Source organism: Thiomicrorhabdus arctica DSM 13458, from assembly GCF_000381085.1.
Classification (GTDB): Bacteria; Pseudomonadota; Gammaproteobacteria; order Thiomicrospirales; family Thiomicrospiraceae; genus Thiomicrorhabdus; species Thiomicrorhabdus arctica.
Genome location: NZ_KB905899.1, coordinates 268932 through 285723 on the forward strand (window position 1 = coordinate 268932; position 16792 = coordinate 285723).

At 41.4% G+C, this 16792-nt stretch carries 18 protein-coding genes and 2 tRNA genes; 19 read left to right on the top strand and 1 reads right to left on the bottom strand.

Annotated features, from left to right (window positions below):
• Positions 1 to 35: 35 nt before the first annotated feature.
• The 19 genes from tpiA to F612_RS0101310 all read left to right on the top strand — a co-directional run bounded on the left by tpiA (position 36) and on the right by F612_RS0101310 (position 16192).
• On the top strand, positions 36 to 794 hold the full coding sequence (gene tpiA, locus F612_RS0101220; RefSeq protein ID WP_026329555.1) for a triose-phosphate isomerase: 759 nt from the start codon (positions 36 to 38) through the stop codon (positions 792 to 794).
• Complete coding sequence (gene secG, locus F612_RS0101225; RefSeq protein WP_019555921.1) at positions 794 to 1114, top strand: preprotein translocase subunit SecG; 321 nt, start codon at positions 794 to 796, stop codon at positions 1112 to 1114. The genes tpiA and secG overlap by 1 nt, the downstream gene beginning before the upstream one ends.
• A gap of 51 nt (positions 1115 to 1165) precedes the next feature.
• A tRNA-Leu gene (locus tag F612_RS0101230) sits at positions 1166 to 1250 on the top strand.
• 86 nt (positions 1251 to 1336) lie between these two features.
• On the top strand, positions 1337 to 1693 hold the full coding sequence (locus F612_RS0101235) for an NADH-quinone oxidoreductase subunit A (RefSeq protein WP_019555922.1): 357 nt from the start codon (positions 1337 to 1339) through the stop codon (positions 1691 to 1693).
• Entirely contained in the window at positions 1684 to 2160 is a 477-nt protein-coding gene (locus tag F612_RS0101240; protein ID WP_019555923.1) for a NuoB/complex I 20 kDa subunit family protein, read from the top strand. Before F612_RS0101235 ends, F612_RS0101240 begins: the two co-directional genes overlap by 10 nt.
• Positions 2161 to 2205: 45 nt before the next feature.
• Positions 2206 to 2859: an NADH-quinone oxidoreductase subunit C gene (locus F612_RS0101245; RefSeq protein WP_019555924.1), complete on the top strand. Its 654-nt coding sequence runs from the start codon at positions 2206 to 2208 to the stop codon at positions 2857 to 2859.
• A 30-nt stretch (positions 2860 to 2889) separates the two neighbouring features.
• The gene (locus F612_RS0101250; protein WP_019555925.1) at positions 2890 to 4143 is read left to right on the top strand and encodes an NADH-quinone oxidoreductase subunit D; all 1254 of its coding nucleotides are present in this window, start codon (positions 2890 to 2892) and stop codon (positions 4141 to 4143) included.
• Positions 4140 to 4646 carry an NADH-quinone oxidoreductase subunit NuoE gene (gene nuoE, locus F612_RS0101255; protein WP_019555926.1) on the top strand — a complete coding sequence of 169 codons (507 nt, stop codon included), beginning with the start codon at positions 4140 to 4142 and terminating at the stop codon, positions 4644 to 4646. The genes F612_RS0101250 and nuoE overlap by 4 nt, the downstream gene beginning before the upstream one ends.
• A complete protein-coding gene (nuoF, locus tag F612_RS0101260) occupies positions 4647 to 5927 on the top strand; it encodes an NADH-quinone oxidoreductase subunit NuoF (RefSeq protein ID WP_019555927.1) in 1281 nt (426 codons plus the stop codon).
• Positions 5928 to 6000: 73 nt separating this feature from the next.
• Positions 6001 to 8112: an NADH-quinone oxidoreductase subunit NuoG gene (gene nuoG / locus F612_RS0101265; protein WP_019555928.1), complete on the top strand. Its 2112-nt coding sequence runs from the start codon at positions 6001 to 6003 to the stop codon at positions 8110 to 8112.
• Positions 8113 to 8117: 5 nt separating this feature from the next.
• Positions 8118 to 9179 (top strand): NADH-quinone oxidoreductase subunit NuoH, encoded by a 1062-nt coding sequence (gene nuoH, locus F612_RS0101270; protein WP_019555929.1) that lies wholly within the window; start codon positions 8118 to 8120, stop codon positions 9177 to 9179.
• Between the two features lie 13 nt (positions 9180 to 9192).
• On the top strand, positions 9193 to 9684 hold the full coding sequence (nuoI, locus tag F612_RS0101275; RefSeq protein WP_019555930.1) for an NADH-quinone oxidoreductase subunit NuoI: 492 nt from the start codon (positions 9193 to 9195) through the stop codon (positions 9682 to 9684).
• Positions 9685 to 9701: 17 nt separating this feature from the next.
• Positions 9702 to 10343 (top strand): NADH-quinone oxidoreductase subunit J, encoded by a 642-nt coding sequence (locus F612_RS0101280; protein ID WP_019555931.1) that lies wholly within the window; start codon positions 9702 to 9704, stop codon positions 10341 to 10343.
• The gene (gene nuoK, locus F612_RS0101285; RefSeq protein ID WP_019555932.1) at positions 10340 to 10645 is read left to right on the top strand and encodes an NADH-quinone oxidoreductase subunit NuoK; all 306 of its coding nucleotides are present in this window, start codon (positions 10340 to 10342) and stop codon (positions 10643 to 10645) included. The genes F612_RS0101280 and nuoK overlap by 4 nt, the downstream gene beginning before the upstream one ends.
• Before the next feature lie 6 nt (positions 10646 to 10651).
• On the top strand, positions 10652 to 12625 hold the full coding sequence (gene nuoL / locus F612_RS0101290) for an NADH-quinone oxidoreductase subunit L (RefSeq protein ID WP_019555933.1): 1974 nt from the start codon (positions 10652 to 10654) through the stop codon (positions 12623 to 12625).
• A gap of 34 nt (positions 12626 to 12659) precedes the next feature.
• A complete protein-coding gene (locus F612_RS0101295; protein WP_019555934.1) occupies positions 12660 to 14174 on the top strand; it encodes an NADH-quinone oxidoreductase subunit M in 1515 nt (504 codons plus the stop codon).
• A 23-nt stretch (positions 14175 to 14197) separates the two neighbouring features.
• The gene (gene nuoN / locus F612_RS0101300) at positions 14198 to 15643 is read left to right on the top strand and encodes an NADH-quinone oxidoreductase subunit NuoN (RefSeq protein ID WP_019555935.1); all 1446 of its coding nucleotides are present in this window, start codon (positions 14198 to 14200) and stop codon (positions 15641 to 15643) included.
• A 59-nt stretch (positions 15644 to 15702) separates the two neighbouring features.
• Positions 15703 to 16023: a DUF2818 family protein gene (locus F612_RS0101305; protein WP_019555936.1), complete on the top strand. Its 321-nt coding sequence runs from the start codon at positions 15703 to 15705 to the stop codon at positions 16021 to 16023.
• Positions 16024 to 16115: 92 nt separating this feature from the next.
• Positions 16116 to 16192: transfer RNA gene (locus F612_RS0101310), tRNA-Met, on the top strand.
• 44 nt (positions 16193 to 16236) lie between these two features.
• Here F612_RS0101310 and F612_RS13405 read toward each other — a convergent pair.
• Positions 16237 to 16482, bottom strand: a complete 246-nt coding sequence (locus F612_RS13405; RefSeq protein WP_083917254.1) for a tyrosine-type recombinase/integrase — start codon at positions 16480 to 16482, stop codon at positions 16237 to 16239.
• Positions 16483 to 16792 lie beyond the last annotated feature (310 nt).

The following is a 16792-nucleotide window of genomic DNA, read 5'->3' on the forward strand; positions in this document are numbered from 1 at the left end:
TAATATTGTGAAACTTTTGTGTCGGAGAATATCAGGTGAGAAAACCATTTGTAGCAGGGAACTGGAAAATGCACGGTTCAAAGGCTTCTATTTTAACTTTAGTCACAGGACTGAATGCGAAATCAAGCGAAATTAGTGGTGTTGATATTGCAATTTGCCCGCCAACGATTTATATAGACTATACAAGCCATTGTTTGTCTGCAGATAATATTTTTATCGGTGGTCAAAATATCGCTGAAGAGCCAGACCAAGGTGCTTTTACAGGTGAATCATCTGTTGAAATGCTGAAAGATTTAGGCTGTCAGTATGTCGTTTTAGGCCACTCTGAACGCCGTACTATTTATGGTGAATCAGATTCGCAAATTGCACAAAAAGTTAAGGTTGCAATGAAAGCAGGGGTTACCCCTATTTTATGTATAGGCGAAACCTTAGAAGAGCGACAGTCAGGGGTAATGGAGTCAGTTATCGCAGCGCAACTTAAAGCGGTACTTGATGTAGTGGGTATTGCTGCGTTTGAAAGTGTAGTCATTGCCTATGAGCCTATCTGGGCGATTGGTACTGGTGTTACAGCTTCTCCTGCGCAAGCTCAAGAAGTTCACGCGTTTATTCGTTCTGAACTGGCGGTTTTAGATTCGACGGTTGCTGAGAAAGTCATTATTCAGTACGGTGGCAGTGTTAAGCCTAATAATGCAGTAGAACTTTTTAGTCAGCCTGATATTGATGGAGGCTTAATTGGTGGGGCATCTTTGGATGCAAATGATTTTATGGCAATTTGTAAAGCGGCAGGTGTGTAATGTTTGAAATAGTTCTATCGGTTCATTTAATTGTAGCTTTTCTTCTGATTGTGTTGGTTCTTATTCAACACGGTAAAGGGGCTGATGCCGGTGCCAATTTTGGCGGTGGTGGTTCTTCTTCTCAGTCAGTATTTGGTAGTGGTGGTTCAGGATCGTTTTTATCCAGAATGACCGCTATAGTTGCAACGATTTTCTTCGTGACAAGTTTAACACTGGCTTATATCGGTAGTCAGAAAGCGAAAGGTTACCAAAGTGTTGCTAAAGAAGCTGCTGCCGCTGCTACGGTAAAGCCTACTGACGCGCCAGTTATTCCAAACTAAAGTTATAAACGAATATTCGAATTCAGTTTTCAAACTGAATTCAATCTATATGCCGATGTGGTGAAATTGGTAGACACGCTACCTTGAGGGGGTAGTGGCGCAAGCTGTGCCGGTTCGAGTCCGGCCATCGGCACCATATTTAGAGCTATTGCTAAGTTGCAGTAGTTCAATGCCTATTGCCAAGTTGCAGTAGTTAATTTAAAGCTAGACGAGGTGTTAGCAATGCTAGAAAACTATCTTCCAGTCCTAGTTTTTATCGTGCTAGGGGCTATGTTTGGTGTAGGGCCTATCCTAATTGGATATTTGCTCGGTCCACAAAAACCAGATTCAGAGAAAAACTCTCCGTATGAGTGTGGGTTTGAAGCCTTTGAAGATTCACGCATGAAGTTTGATGTGAGATTTTACCTGGTAGCCATTCTATTCATTATTTTTGATTTAGAAATTGCATTCCTGTTTCCTTGGGCGCTTGCACTTGAAGAAGTAGGAACGTTTGGTTTGTTAGCAATGGGGGTTTTCTTAACGCTGTTGGTGGTTGGTTTTATTTACGAGTGGAGAAAGGGAGCGCTTGAATGGGAGTAGAAGGCGTTTTAAAAGAAGGGATTGTCACGACTTCAGCTGATAAGCTGATTAACTGGGCAAGAACGGGTTCTTTGTGGCCTATGACCTTTGGTTTGGCCTGTTGTGCGGTTGAGATGATGCATGCTGGTGCTTCTCGCTATGACTTAGATAGATTCGGTATTATCTTTCGTCCAAGCCCTCGTCAATCGGATGTGATGGTTGTTGCTGGTACGCTTGTGAACAAAATGGCACCTGCGTTACGTAAAGTCTATGATCAGATGGCTGAACCGCGTTGGGTTATTTCTATGGGTTCTTGCGCCAATGGTGGTGGTTATTACCATTACTCCTATTCCGTTGTTCGCGGTTGTGATCGAATTGTTCCTGTGGATGTTTATGTCCCGGGGTGTCCTCCCACTGCAGAAGCACTGTTGTACGGCATTATTCAGTTACAGAATAAAATTAAACGCACCAATACCATTGCACGATAAAGTTTTGGTTCTTCATTGGCGAAATAGGCGATAAGTAGTTTTACTATGAAACAGTCAGTATTAGATTTACAAAAGAGAGTCAATCAGGTTTTAGGGGATGATATTGTGTCATCCACCATTATCTTAGATGAACTCACAATTGAATTGTCTCCATCTAAAGCTTTGGCAGCGTTCAATCTTTTAAAAGATGAACTTGGTTTTGAACAGCTAATGGATCTTTGTGGTGTTGATTACCTAGATTATGGTTTAGCGAACTGGGAAACCATGACGGCTGTTAATAGTGGTTTCAGTCGGGGTGTTTTTGACTTTGCTGAAGACAATGATGATGAGTATTTGGATATGAAACGCCGTTTTGCGGTTGTTTATCATCTGTTGTCGATACAGCATAACTTAAGAATTCGTGTCAAAGTCTTCCCTGAAACAACACAAATGCCGATTGTTGATAGTGTCATTGATGTTTGGAACTGTGCTAATTGGTTTGAACGTGAAGCGTTTGACTTGTTTGGTATTTTATTCAAAAACCACCCTGATTTACGTCGTCTTTTGACAGATTACGGCTTTATTGGCCATCCATTAAGAAAAGATTTTCCTCTTACTGGACATGTAGAAGTGCGTTATGACGCAGAAAAGAAACGTGTTATTTATGAACCTGTCACGATTGAAAATAGAATCAATGTGCCACGAGTGATCCGTAAATAATCACCTTTAAAGTGTAATTAGGAATATGTAATGCCTGAAATTCGTAACTATACCCTCAACTTCGGTCCTCAGCACCCATCTGCGCATGGTGTGTTACGTTTGGTACTCGAGTTGGATGGTGAAACCATTGTTCGTTCTGATCCCCATATCGGTCTGTTGCACCGTGGAACAGAAAAACTTGTTGAATATAAGCCTTACAACCAGTCTATTGGTTACATGGATCGTTTAGATTACGTCTCAATGATGTCAAATGAACATGCCTATGTGATGGCGATTGAAAAGATGCTGGCGCTTGAAGTACCTGAGCGAGCTCAATATATTCGAGTCATGTTTGATGAAATTACCCGTGTGTTGAATCACTTAATGTGGTTAGGCGCGCATGCACTTGATATCGGCGCCATGACTGTATTTCTGTACGCTTTCCGAGAGCGTGAAGATTTGATGGATTGTTATGAGGCCGTTTCAGGCGCGCGAATGCATGCTACCTATTACCGTCCGGGTGGTGTCTATCGTGACTTACCTGACACGATGGCGAAACATGCAAAATCGAAATGGAATTCCGGTAAAAAACTTGATGAATTAAATGAAACCCGTGAAGGTTCATTGCTTGATTTTATTGATGCTTTCACACAGCGCTTCCCAGGGTATATTGATGAATATGAGACACTATTAACCGATAACCGTATTTGGAAACAACGTACCGTTGATATTGGGATTGTTTCACCTGAAAGGGCATTGCAGCTTGGTTTTACTGGACCCATGTTACGTGGTTCAGGAATTGAGTGGGATTTACGCAAGAAACAACCTTATGAAGTTTATGACAAGCTTGATTTTGATATTCCAGTGGGTGTCACTGGCGATTGTTACGATCGTTATTTAGTGCGTGTTGCAGAGATGCGTGAGTCTAATAAGATTATTAAACAGTGCGTTGACTGGTTACAAGTTAACCCGGGTGCCGTTATATCAGATGATCATAAAATAACGCCACCTAAACGTGAAGATGCAAAATCAAACATGGAAGCTTTGATTCACCACTTTAAGCTTTATACAGAAGGTTATACAGTGCCTGAAAGCGAAGTATATGCTGCCGTAGAGCATCCTAAAGGTGAGTTCGGTATCTATATGGTATCCGATGGTGCCAATAAACCTTATCGTATGAAAGTTCGTGCACCAGGATTTGCGCATCTAGCGTCACTTGATGAAATGGTAAAAGGTCATATGATTGCGGATGTAGTTTCCATTATTGGTACCCAAGACATTGTATTTGGAGAGGTAGATCGATGAGTTCGACAACGACTAGTCCAAAAAATTTCATCCAAGGTGATATTAAAGCCCGTATTGATAAATGGATTGCAATCTATCCAGAAGAACAAAAAAAATCAGCGGTTATGTCTGCATTACGCATTGTTCAAGAGTGCCATAACGGCTATTTGACCAATGATTTAATGGATCAGGTTGCCACTTATCTAGAAATTACACCGATGGAAGTTTATGAAGTAGCGACTTTTTACGGTAACTATGAACATGCTCCGGTTGGCGAGATTAAGCTTTGTATCTGTAATAGTATTTCTTGTATGTTACGGGGCAACCAAGGTATTTATGATTATTTAGAGCAAAAGCTCGGTATCAAACCTGGTGAAACGACTGCCGATGGTCGGTTTACAATCAAAAAAGTTGAGTGTTTAGGCGCTTGTGGTGGTGCACCAATGATGCAAGTCGGCAAAGATTATCATGAAAATTTAACCAATCAATCGATTGATTTACTTCTAGCTGAGTGGGAGAAATAGATGGTTGAACAAAATGAAAACTGCTTCCGCTTAAATCATCTTGAGAACTCCTGGGACATAGAAACCTATGTCGCTAATGGTGGTTATGAAGTTTGGAAAAAAGTATTGGCGGGAGAGTTAGAGCCTTCTGAAATTATAGAAGAAGTCAAAACATCCAATCTTCGTGGTCGCGGTGGAGCCGGATTTCCTACGGGTCTAAAGTGGAGCTTTATGAACCGCTATGCACCAGGTCAAAAATACATAGTCTGTAACTCTGATGAAGGTGAGCCTGGAACCTTTAAGGATAGAGATATCCTGCGTTATAACCCGCATGCTTTAGTAGAAGGTATGGCAATTGCAGCCTATGTTATTGGCGCTTCTGCTGGTTATAATTATATTCGAGGGGAATTCTGGGAGCCTTATCAGCGTTTTAATAACGCGATTAAACAAGCTCGTGAAGCTGGTTTTCTAGGTGAAAATTTATTAGGTTCTGGTTTTGATTTCGATCTATTTACCCATTTGGGTGCTGGGGCTTATATTTGTGGTGAAGAGACTGCGTTAATCGAGTCTATTGAAGGTAAGAAAGGCCAACCACGTTTTAAGCCACCGTTTCCAGCAAGTTACGGCTTGTACGGTAAGCCAACCACTATCAATAATACTGAAACCTTAGCGTCGATTCCTATGATTTTAGCGAAAGGTGGTGATTGGTTTAATGATTTAGGCGTGCATAACGCAGGTGGTACCAAATGTTACTCAATGTCTGGACATGTTAATAATCCAGGGAACTTTGAAGTTCGTATGGGTACCCCATTTAAAGATTTATTAGAACTTTCTGGCGGTATTTGGAAAGGACGTCAACTCAAGGCGGTCATTCCAGGCGGTGCATCCACTGCCATTTTACCAGCTGCAAAAGCACTTGAAATGAACATGGATTATGATTCCATCGCGAAAGCAGGTTCATTTTTGGGCGCAGGTTCGGTGATTATTATGGATGATCAAACAGACATCGTAAAAGTCATGCAGAACTTAAGCCACTTTTATTGGGATGAATCTTGTGGTCAATGTACACCTTGTCGAGAAGGAACCGGTTGGTTATACCGTGTTTTAACTCGTATTGTTGAAGGTAAGGGCAAACTAGAAGATATTCAGGCATTAAAAGATGTCTCTGGAAAAATCATGGGTAACGTTATTTGTGGTTTAGGCGACGCAGCCACCATTGGTTTGACGAGTGCGCTAGAACACTTTGAAGATGAATTTGTTCACTATATTGAACATGGATGCAGTATTTACGATCGTAGCTAATGATTCATGCGGGCCCAAATGTTGGGTATGTGTGAAATATTAAGTTCCATCAGAAAACTTAGGTTAAAGAATTATGGTAAAAATTGAGATAAACGGACAAGTGGTCGAAGCTCAAGAAGGTTGCATGCTCATTGATGTTGCTGATGATGCTCAGATTCAAATTCCCCGTTTTTGTTACCACAAGAAGCTCTCCATTGCAGCAAACTGCCGTATGTGTCTTGTTGAAGTGGAAGGTGCTTGGAAAGCACTGCCTGCGTGTGCCACTCCGGTCACGGACGGCATGAAGGTACATACTAAATCGGCAAAAGCCATTTCAGCACAGAAGTCTGTCATGGAATTTTTGTTGATTAACCACCCACTGGATTGTCCTATTTGTGATCAAGGTGGAGAGTGTGAGCTACAAGATGTTGCCATGGACTATGGTGATGATGTTTCCCGTTTTACAGAAGCAAAGCGTGTCGTAAGCGATAGTAATGCTGGCCCTTTGATTAAGACAGACATGACACGTTGTATTCACTGTACTCGTTGCGTGCGTTTTGGCCAAGAAGTGGCTGGAATGATGGAATTAGGAGCGACAGGTCGCAGTGAATGGATGGAAATCGGTACTTATATCGAAAAGTCCATTACCTCAGAGATGTCCGGCAATATGATCGATTTGTGTCCTGTAGGCGCTTTAACCTCTAAGCCCTATAGATACACAGCGCGAGCTTGGGAGCTTATCGCTCATAAATCTATTGCAGCTCATGACAGCATGGGGTCTCATATTCATGTTCACTCCAAAAATAATGAAATAAAACGCGTTGTACCTCGTGAGAACGAGGCGATTAATGAAGTCTGGTTGTCTGATAGAGATCGTTTCTCATATGAAGGCATTAACTCTGACACGCGATTAACACAACCCTTGATCAAACAGAATGGATCTTGGAATATTGTTGATTGGGAGACAGCGCTTGAATTTACCGTTGCCGGTTTGCAAAAGACCTTGGTCAACAGTCAAGATATAGGTGTGTTAGCTTCGGCGAGTTCAACGTTAGAAGAGTTGCATTTACTGCAGAAGCTTGCCCGTGGAGTCGGCATTGAAAATATTGATTTTCGTCATCGTCAAGTTGATTTTACGATAGATCAAACCGACTTTAATGTGCCAACTTTGGCGCATGAGATCGTAGACGTTGAAAAATTAGAGGTGGTATTGATTGTTGGTTCTTACTTAAGAAAGGAATTGCCAATTCTTAATCACCGCATTCGTAAGGCCTTTTTAGAGGGCGCTAAAATTGCTGTCGTTAATCCAATAGATTTTGATTTTAACTATAAAACAACACTACTGAATATCGAATCAGGTATGGTGTTCAACCTTGCTGGTATTGCTAAAGCGGTACTTGATATTGTGGGTGAAACTGACCAGACCTGGTTGAATTCAATTCAACCGACGGATGAACACATTGCAATTGCAACAACGCTTGTGGATGCAAAAAAATCGAGCATTATGTTGGGTCAAATCAGTCAAATGCATGCAGACTATAGTGTTCTGCAGAAATTGGCGAGTATTATTGCTGAAAGCAGCTCAACGACTCTTAATATTCTCCCGTTAGCCGCAAATGAAGTCGGTGCCCACTTAGTGAACTTCCTGCCTAAGTTGGGTAAGAACAGTGCTCAAATGATTAAGGATGGCTTAAAAGCATTTATTAATATGAATATCGAAGTTGAAGCTGACTTCACGGATGCTGATGCCGCCGTTAATGCGATGAACAAGGCCGAATTTGTGGTGAATTTAACCGCATTTGACAGCGATTTGCAGCGTCAATATGCTGATGTCATGTTGCCCATTGCCACTTATGCTGAAACGGCTGGAACTTTCGTTAATGCGACGGGTTTGAAGCAATCATTCAAAATGTCAGTAGAACCGAAAGGTGATGCGAAAGCGGCTTGGAAGGTATTACGTGTTTTGGGTAATATGTTTGATATTGCAGGTTTTGATTATGTCCATAGTAATGAAGTGTTAAGTGAGCTCTTAGACAATACTGCTGACAAGGTGGATTTTTCTGCTGTAAGCAGCCAATTGCCCACGTCTAATAACGATTCTAAAGTACAGATAATCTCGCCATATCATGTCGATGCCGTGGTTAGAAGATCTCCTTCATTACAAGCCACACCAGATGCTGACCCAGCCACTATGGGAAGAGGATAATACTGATGTTTGAGACTCTCCAAGCTTTTTTATCAAGCTTTCTATTTGAATGGTTGGCTATTCTCGTCACTCTAGTCATTCAGGCAGTTGCCGTTGTGCTCCCCATTATGTTGGTGGTCGCTTGGTTGACCTATGCTGAACGTAAAGTCATTGGTTACATGCAGGTTCGTATGGGGCCTAACCGAGTAGGGTATTTTGGTTTACTGCAACCGATTGCAGATGCCATTAAATTAATGAATAAAGAGGTCATCTTTCCGGATCAAGCTAATAAATTCCTATTTATTATTGCGCCTGTACTAGCGATCGCTCCAGCCGTTGCGGCTTGGGCGGTAATTCCTTTTGCCGAAGGCATGGTTGTCTCTGATATCAATGCCGGTGTTTTATACATTTTAGCTGTTTCATCCATATTGGTTTATGGTGTTATTATTGCGGGTTGGGCATCTAACTCTAAGTATGCTTTTTTAGGTGCAATGCGTGGTGCGGCTCAGAAGATTTCATACGAAATTGCGATGGGTTTTGCACTGGTAACCGTATTAATGATTGCCGGAAGTATGAACCTCACTGACATTGTTAATGGTCAACAAGGTGGTATGCTTAATTGGTATTTATTGCCATTATTACCGATGTTTTTTGTCTATTTTATCTCTGGTTTAGCTGAAACGAACCGTACCCCTTTTGATGTCGTTGAAGGGGAGGCTGAGATTGTTGCTGGTTTCCACGTTGATTACTCAGGAATGACTTTCGGGGTTTTCATGCTGGCTGAATACGCCATGATGATCCTTATCTCATTTATGACTTCAATTATGTTTCTTGGCGGATGGTTATCGCCATTTGAAGGCATTCCCTATCTGGAAGCGGCATTTTCTTGGGTCCCTCAGTTAGGTTGGTTAGCGTTTAAAGTTTCTTTCTTATTATTCGTATTCCTTTGGTTACGAGCGACTTTCCCAAGATACCGTTATGATCAACTCATGCGCTTGGGTTGGAAGGTACTGATTCCAGTGACGATTCTTTGGGTATTTGTGGTTGGTATTATGAAATACTTCGACTTCGGTCCTTGGTTTAATTAATTTAGAGGGTGACATGGTTAGATTTTTAAAGCATCAAATAAAAACATGGGGCCTCATTGATTTATTCAGAGGTCTGCGCGTAACAGGTAAATATCTTTTCAAAAGAAAAATTACCGTTCGTTATCCAGAAGAAAAAACACCTATTTCGCCTCGTTTTCGTGGTCATCACGCTCTGCGTCGCTATGAAAATGGTGAAGAGCGCTGTATCGCCTGTAAATTGTGTGAAGCCGTTTGTCCAGCGAATGCGATTACCATCGAATCGGAAGAGCGGGAAGATGGTTCACGTCGAACAACACAATATGACATTGATATGTTCAAGTGCATTTATTGCGGTTTTTGTGAAGAAGCTTGTCCAGTCGATGCGGTGGTTGAAACTCGCGTGTTTGAATATGCCTATGAAGAACGCGGTCCTCACATTATGACGAAAGACAAACTATTAGAGTTTGGCGACAAACATGAAGCTCAAATCGCGGCAGATCGCGCGGTTGATGCTAAGTATCGATAACGGAAAGCGAACTCAATATGACATTTGAACTATTTATCTTTTACCTATTAACAGCGGTTGCCACAGTGTCTGGTCTGATGATGATTACCATCAAAAATCCAGTTAAAGCCGCGCTATGGTTAATACTCGCTTTTATTGCGACGGCCGGTGTTTGGATTATGGCTCAGGCCGAATTCCTCGGACTCGTTTTAATCCTTGTGTATGTTGGCGCTCTCATGGTGTTATTTCTATTCGTCGTAATGATGTTGGATGTCAATATAAGTGTATTAAAGGAAGGTTTTACTCAATACTTACCTTTAGGTGTTATGGCGTCAATTGCAATTTTTTCCATGATGTATCTCGTCGTTGGGCCAGAGCATTTTGGCATTGATGTTACAGGTGAGCCTGTGAGCAACTCTGAAAATTACAACAATACTAAGTCGATTGCGATTCCCCTATATACCACTCATGCTTATGCTTTCGTATTAGCCGCTGTGTTGTTATTACTTGGTATTGTTGCGGCAATATCCTTAACGCTTCGTCGACGTCCAACAACTGAAGTTTTGTACCAAAATATCGATAAGCAGGTCAAGACATTAGCGACTGACCGTTTCAGACTGGTCAAGATGGCTTCAGTGGTGGAAAAAGCTATCCCGAGTAAAAAAGAGGACGAAAAATGATTGCTCTTTCTGATTACCTAATTTTTGGCGCCGTCCTATTTATGATTAGTATGGCGGGTATTTTCTTAAATAGAAAAAACGTCATTATCTTGCTGATGTCGATTGAGTTATTGCTTTTAGCTGTTAATACCAATCTTGTCGCATTTTCTCATTACCTAAATGATGTAACAGGACAAATCTTCGTCTTCTTCATCCTTACCGTGGCAGCTGCAGAAGCGGCCATTGGTTTGGCGATAGTCGTTTTAGTATTTCGTAAACGTAAGACCATCAATATTGATGATCTTAGCTCACTAAAAGGATAGTTGTTAATGCTACATACGATTTTAACTATAATCCTTGTTAGTCCTCTTATAGGCTCTTTGATTGCCGGTTTGTTTGGACGTCAGATAGGCCGTAGTGGTGCACATTTTGTGACAATTATAGGTGTTGCTATTTCTACGCTTTTGTCGGCTTACATTTTTAATATGTTTGTTCTTAACAGCACAGAAGCTTATAACGCAAGCCTATACACCTGGATGGTCTCTGACGGTATTCGTTTCGAAATCGGCTTTATGATTGACCAACTATCCGCAACAATGATGTTGGTGGTGACGTTTGTCTCATTAATGGTACATATCTACACAGTAGGTTATATGGATCATGATGAAGATTATGATCATAATGACCCTTACTATCAGCGCTTTTTCAGCTATATTTCATTGTTTACTTTCTCGATGCTTTCCTTAGTGATGGCTAATAACTTTCTACAACTGTTCTTTGGTTGGGAAGCTGTTGGACTTGTTTCGTATTTATTGATTGGTTTCTATATGAAACGAGAGTCAGCGATTCAGGCAAACCTAAAAGCATTCTTGGTCAACCGAATAGGTGATTTAGGATTTATTCTTGGGATCGCAGTGGTCTTCGTTTACTTCAATACCATGGACTACAATGAATTCTTTGCTCAGTTAGCGGCAAATAAAGACGTTATGATCGAAGTCATTCCAGGCGTTGAATGGTCAATGATCACTTTGATGTTGATTCTTTTATTTATTGGTGCGATGGGTAAATCAGCTCAAATGCCATTACATGTTTGGCTACCAGAATCAATGGAAGGCCCGACGCCTATTTCGGCCTTAATTCACGCAGCGACAATGGTTACAGCAGGGGTGTTCTTGATTGCACGTTTGTCTCCAGCCTTCGAACTGTCTGAAACAGCCTTGAGTGTGGTGTTGATTATTGGTGCGTTAACAGCCTTTCTCATGGGATTGCTAGGGTTAGTACAGACAGACATTAAACGTGTCGTTGCTTACTCTACCTTATCTCAATTAGGTTATATGATTGCCGCAATGGGTGCTTCTGCCTACGCTGCAGGTATGTTCCATGTGTTAACACATGCCTTCTTTAAAGCCCTGTTATTCCTTGCAGCGGGTTCAGTGATTATCGCAATGCACCATAAGCAAGAAATTTCTGATATGGGTGGGCTTAAGAAATATATGCCAATCACTTATATCACGATGTTAATTGGTTCATTGGCATTGATTGGTTTCCCTGGATTTTCAGGATTCTTCTCAAAGGACAGTATCTTATTGTCACTTAATGAAGCTGAACGTTTTGGTTCCTCACTCGCTTATGTCTTATTGATGGCCGGAGTTTTTATCACGGCATTCTACAGTTTCCGTATGTTCTTCCTCGTGTTCCACGGTGAAGAAAGTGAATACGTGAAAACACATCAAATCAAAGAGTCACCATGGGTGGTCACCGTGCCATTAATATTGTTGGCTATCCCGACCGTACTGATGGGTTTACCCATGTTTGAGCCGATGCTGACTGGTGCCTATTTTGGTGATTCTATTTATGTTCAGCCCGCTAATGATGTGATGCTTGCAGTCTATACAACTTCTTTCAATGGTGTGATAGATTTTGTTGTCCATTCACTGCTGACGTTACCCGTGATCTTAGCGCTATTAGGGGTGTTTTTAGCCTGGTTACTTTATGTCAAAGTGCCGACAATGCCAGCTAAGTTAAAGAAAATGTGTCCACGTGGCTTCTATGTATTAGATAGTGCCTATGGCTTTGACCGTTTGAATGACATCGTCTTCGTTGATGGTACGCGTAAGTTGGGTCACTTCTTTAGCCGTGTCGTTGATACTAAAATCATCGATGTTGGTATGGTCACCAACACCTTTATGACCGTCGCGAACTCGGCAAAAGTGTTACGTCAAACTCAGACAGGTTTCCTGTATCACTATGCATTCGTCATGATTTTAGGTCTGCTAGTTATGCTAGTTTGGACACTTTGGTAATTAAAAAGAATAAGAAGAAAAGGGACTGGAATTCATGCTAACAAGCTTTCCTATTTTAAGTACATTGATATGGCTACCTATTTTGGGTGGTCTGCTAGTACTATTTGCAGGTCGTAATAACGATACTGCGGCAAAATGGTTATCACTTATAACCGTTGGGTTAACGTTTATTCTTTCAATTCCATTGTGGATTGGATTTGATAATTCGACGGCTTCTATGCAGTTTGTAGAACATATTGCATGGATTCCCATGTTTAACATCAACTACCATTTAGGGGTTGATGGTCTGTCTATGCCTTTGGTATTACTTACCACATTTACACAAGTGTTAGTCGTTGCTTCTGCATGGGACGTGATTAAAGACCGTGTAGAACAATATATGGGTGCCTTCCTAATTATGGGTGGGATTATGGTCGGGGTATTTGTTGCACTCGACTCGATTCTGTTCTATGTATTCTGGGAAGCCCTATTAATTCCAATGTTTATCGTTATCGGTAAATGGGGTGGTCCGCGTCGAGTTTACGCAACATTGAAGTTCTTCCTATATACCTTTTTAGGTTCAGTTTTCATGTTGGTTTCATTCCTATACATGTATTACCAATCAGGTAGCTTCTCAATTCTTGATTTCCAAGGTATGCATTTAGGCATGACGGCGCAAATTTTGATCTTCTTGGCATTCTTAGCAGCCTTCGCCGTTAAGATCCCAATGTTCCCTGTACATACGTGGTTGCCAGATGCACACGTTGAAGCGCCGACCGCTGGTTCAGTCGTCCTGGCTGCAATCATGTTGAAGATGGGGGGCTATGGTTTCGTTCGCTTCAGTTTGCCGATTACGCCGGATGCTTCCATGACTTTGGATTGGTTGGTCATTGCATTATCATTAATTGCGATTGTTTATATTGGAATCGTGGCGCTTGCACAAAATGATATGAAAAAATTAGTCGCTTACTCCTCAATTTCTCATATGGGTTTCGTTACACTCGGTATGTTCTTAGTGTATGACATCGTTCAGTCAACTGGTTCAATGCAAGGTGCACAGTTAGGTATGGAAGGGGCAATGGTCCAGATGATCTCTCATGGTTTCATCTCTGGTGCCATGTTCCTAGCGATTGGTGTGCTTTACGACCGAATGCATACGCGTGAAATTTCAGCTTACAGTGGTGTGGTTAATAAAATGCCATGGTTCGTTCTGTTTGCAGTCATCTTCTCTATGGCGAATGTGGGTCTTCCAGGTACTTCTGGATTCGTCGGTGAATTCATGGTTATCCTAAGTGCCTTCAAAGCAAACCTATGGTACGGAACACTGGCTGCGCTGACCTTGGTTATCGGTGCCGCGTATACGTTATGGATGGTGAAACGTGTTTTCTTTGGTCCAGTGACTAATGAGAACGTCGAAAAGCTACAAGATTTAAATAAACGTGAGTTTGCCATTATGGCGACACTTGCAATTGCGATTATTGCACTGGGTGTGTTCCCAAGTCCATTAATGGAAGTCATGCATACTTCTGTTGAACAGTTACTTGTTCAAGCAACAACCTCTAAACTTTAATACGGAATAGGTGAGTTAACCATATGAATTTTGTGATTCCAGCATTTGCACCTGCTATACCAGAGATGGCGTTATTAGCGCTAATCTCTTTTATCTTGGTTGCAGATACCTTTTGGTCAAAACGTTATCAATTTGCTACCTATTATGCGACTCAGATCAGTTTAGTTGTCGTTGGTTATCTAATATTAAGCAGCTTTGCCACGACTCAAATCATTACCTTTGATGGCAGTTTTGTTCGCGATAGTTTTGCCGATATTCTCAAACTCTTTACCATTGCCATTTCAATGGGAATTTTCCTGTTTTCAAGAGAGTATCTGGTTCAGCATAAATTCTTCAGTGGCGAATATTTTGTTTTAGGCTTGTTTGGTGTACTAGGCATGTTTGTAATGATTTCAGCCCATAACATGATTACCATGTACCTTGGTCTAGAGATTATGTCACTGGCGATGATCGCTATGATCGCTCTGCGTAGAGATTGTGCGCATGCGGTAGAAGCCGCGCTTAAATACTTTATATTGGGTGCTTTAGCGACGGGAATGCTCTTATATGGTTTCTCAATGATCTATGGAGCAACCGGATCAATCACCTTCCCGGAAATGGCTGAGATTATTGCTTCCGGACAGGCTGATAGTGTTGTGCTTTCATTTGGTGTTGTTTTCGTGGTGATCGGTTTAGCATTTAAATTAGGTGCTGTTCCATTCCACATGTGGGTTCCAGATGTTTATCATGGCGCACCAACCGCTGTTACGTTATACATTGGTACCGCACCAAAAATTGCCGGTTTCGCAATGTTATATCGTCTGCTTGCAGAAGGTATGCCTGGTTTGATTGAAGATTGGCAGTCGCTCATCATAATGATTTCTATCTTATCGATGGTCATCGGTTCTATTGTCGCGATTGCACAGGACAATCTCAAACGTTTATTAGCCTATTCAGGTATCGGTCACATCGGTTTCTTATTACTAGGGGTAATCGCAGCGACGCCTGAAGGTTATTCAGCGTCCATGTTCTATGTGATTATCTATGCGATCACGAGTGTTGCTGGTTTCGGAATGATTGTCACACTTTCTAGAACGGGTAAAGAATTCGATTTAATATCAGACTTTAAAGGGCTAAACGTTCGTAATCCTTGGTTAGCGGTCATGATGTTGATTATTCTATTCTCAATGGCAGGGATTCCACCATTTGTTGGCTTCTGGGCAAAGATTGTCGTTATTGAAGAAGTCGTTAAGGCTGGTTTCACATGGCTTGCGGTTCTTGCCGTCATTATGGCCGTTATCAGTGCGTTCTATTACTTGAAAGTCGTTAAGGCCATGTATTTTGATAAGCCTGAAGATGACTCTCCTCTAGAGCCTGTTAGTCCGAGTTTAACTTGGGCAGTAAGCTTTACTGCAATTTTGTTGGTTGTGCTTGGGTTATTACCAAGTTCATTGATTGATCTTTGTTACCATAGTCTCAAAGCTCTTTAACCAAATCGTATTTAATGAGAGCCCGATACTCGGGCTTTTTTAATTTAAGGATGTAAATCATGGAATTAAATCAAGCTGTTTGGCTGTTACTCGTGACAGCAATCGTTTTAGCAAATATCCCTTTTATCCTCAGTAATAGATTATTTTTATTTATTAAGGTGTCGCACAAGTCGATTGTTGTAAATTTAATCGAATGGTTCTCCTACTTCTTATTGACGGGTTTATTTGCATATCAACTTGAAAATAAGAGTATGGGGCACGTTTCTCCGCAAACTTGGGAGTTCTATACCATCACCTTATTCATGTTTATAATCTTCGCTTTTCCAGGGTTTATCTACCGTTATAACCTTAAGAAATTCCTAAAACAAAATAAAGTATAAATAAGTGATGTTAGGGGTTGCGTAAATTCTATAACCCCCTATAATACGCCACATCGAAACGGGAAACACTCTTGGTTCGGTTTACAAATTGTCGCGGGGTGGAGCAGCTTGGTAGCTCGTCGGGCTCATAACCCGAAGGTCATAGGTTCAAATCCTGTCCCCGCTACCACATTCTAAAAGCCTGATTTTCATACACTTTATGTGTTTTGAAGGTCAGGTTTTTTTTTGCCTAAAATTTGTCCTTGTGGGGAAAATTGTGGGTGCGTCGTTCGGGGTCTTATTTACATATTGCTGTAGATGCTGATGGGTAAAATGAGCATAACGCTTAACCATCTTATAATCAGACCATCCACCCAATTCTTGAAGTACTTCTAAAGGCGTTCCTCTTTGAACATGCCAGGTTGCCCAGGTATGTCGTAGGTCAGCCAGCGTAGATGCCCAATGCCCGCTTTGTCGCAAGCCTTCTTAAAAGAGCCAGTATTCGCCCATCTAATGGATTTACTCTTGTAGATGAATACATTGTTGGGTGTTTATCTTTTTGTCTTCTAATGACCTCTATGGCGACTTCAGAGAGTGGAACGACAAAAGCTTGTTCACTCTTCAGAATGTCATATCCTTCAGTTCCTTAAATACATAGATTGTTGAACGAATGATTTGAAAGTTACAATTTCTGGTCGCTTAAAATAATGGTTAGTGAAAAGGGAAAAGGCGCTAAAGTGTAAACAACGAATATCCGAGGATGGCGGGCATTTAATGTTGAAAACGATAT

Bases quoted from the DNA above. Each gene is read 5' to 3' on its own strand.
- F612_RS0101280 (WP_019555931.1), top strand. From the start codon at position 9,702: ATGACATTTGAACTATTTATCTTTTACCTATTAACAGCGGTTGCCACA.
- F612_RS0101235 (WP_019555922.1), top strand. From the start codon at position 1,337: ATGCTAGAAAACTATCTTCCAGTCCTAGTTTTTATCGTGCTAGGGGCT.
- F612_RS0101240 (WP_019555923.1), top strand. From the start codon at position 1,684: ATGGGAGTAGAAGGCGTTTTAAAAGAAGGGATTGTCACGACTTCAGCT.
- F612_RS0101305 (WP_019555936.1), top strand. From the start codon at position 15,703: ATGGAATTAAATCAAGCTGTTTGGCTGTTACTCGTGACAGCAATCGTT.
- nuoL (WP_019555933.1), top strand. From the start codon at position 10,652: ATGCTACATACGATTTTAACTATAATCCTTGTTAGTCCTCTTATAGGC.
- nuoN (WP_019555935.1), top strand. From the start codon at position 14,198: ATGAATTTTGTGATTCCAGCATTTGCACCTGCTATACCAGAGATGGCG.
- nuoI (WP_019555930.1), top strand. From the start codon at position 9,193: ATGGTTAGATTTTTAAAGCATCAAATAAAAACATGGGGCCTCATTGAT.
- secG (WP_019555921.1), top strand. From the start codon at position 794: ATGTTTGAAATAGTTCTATCGGTTCATTTAATTGTAGCTTTTCTTCTG.
- nuoF (WP_019555927.1), top strand. From the start codon at position 4,647: ATGGTTGAACAAAATGAAAACTGCTTCCGCTTAAATCATCTTGAGAAC.
- nuoG (WP_019555928.1), top strand. From the start codon at position 6,001: ATGGTAAAAATTGAGATAAACGGACAAGTGGTCGAAGCTCAAGAAGGT.
- F612_RS0101250 (WP_019555925.1), top strand. From the start codon at position 2,890: ATGCCTGAAATTCGTAACTATACCCTCAACTTCGGTCCTCAGCACCCA.
- nuoH (WP_019555929.1), top strand. From the start codon at position 8,118: ATGTTTGAGACTCTCCAAGCTTTTTTATCAAGCTTTCTATTTGAATGG.
- nuoE (WP_019555926.1), top strand. From the start codon at position 4,140: ATGAGTTCGACAACGACTAGTCCAAAAAATTTCATCCAAGGTGATATT.
- nuoK (WP_019555932.1), top strand. From the start codon at position 10,340: ATGATTGCTCTTTCTGATTACCTAATTTTTGGCGCCGTCCTATTTATG.
- F612_RS0101295 (WP_019555934.1), top strand. From the start codon at position 12,660: ATGCTAACAAGCTTTCCTATTTTAAGTACATTGATATGGCTACCTATT.
- F612_RS0101245 (WP_019555924.1), top strand. From the start codon at position 2,206: ATGAAACAGTCAGTATTAGATTTACAAAAGAGAGTCAATCAGGTTTTA.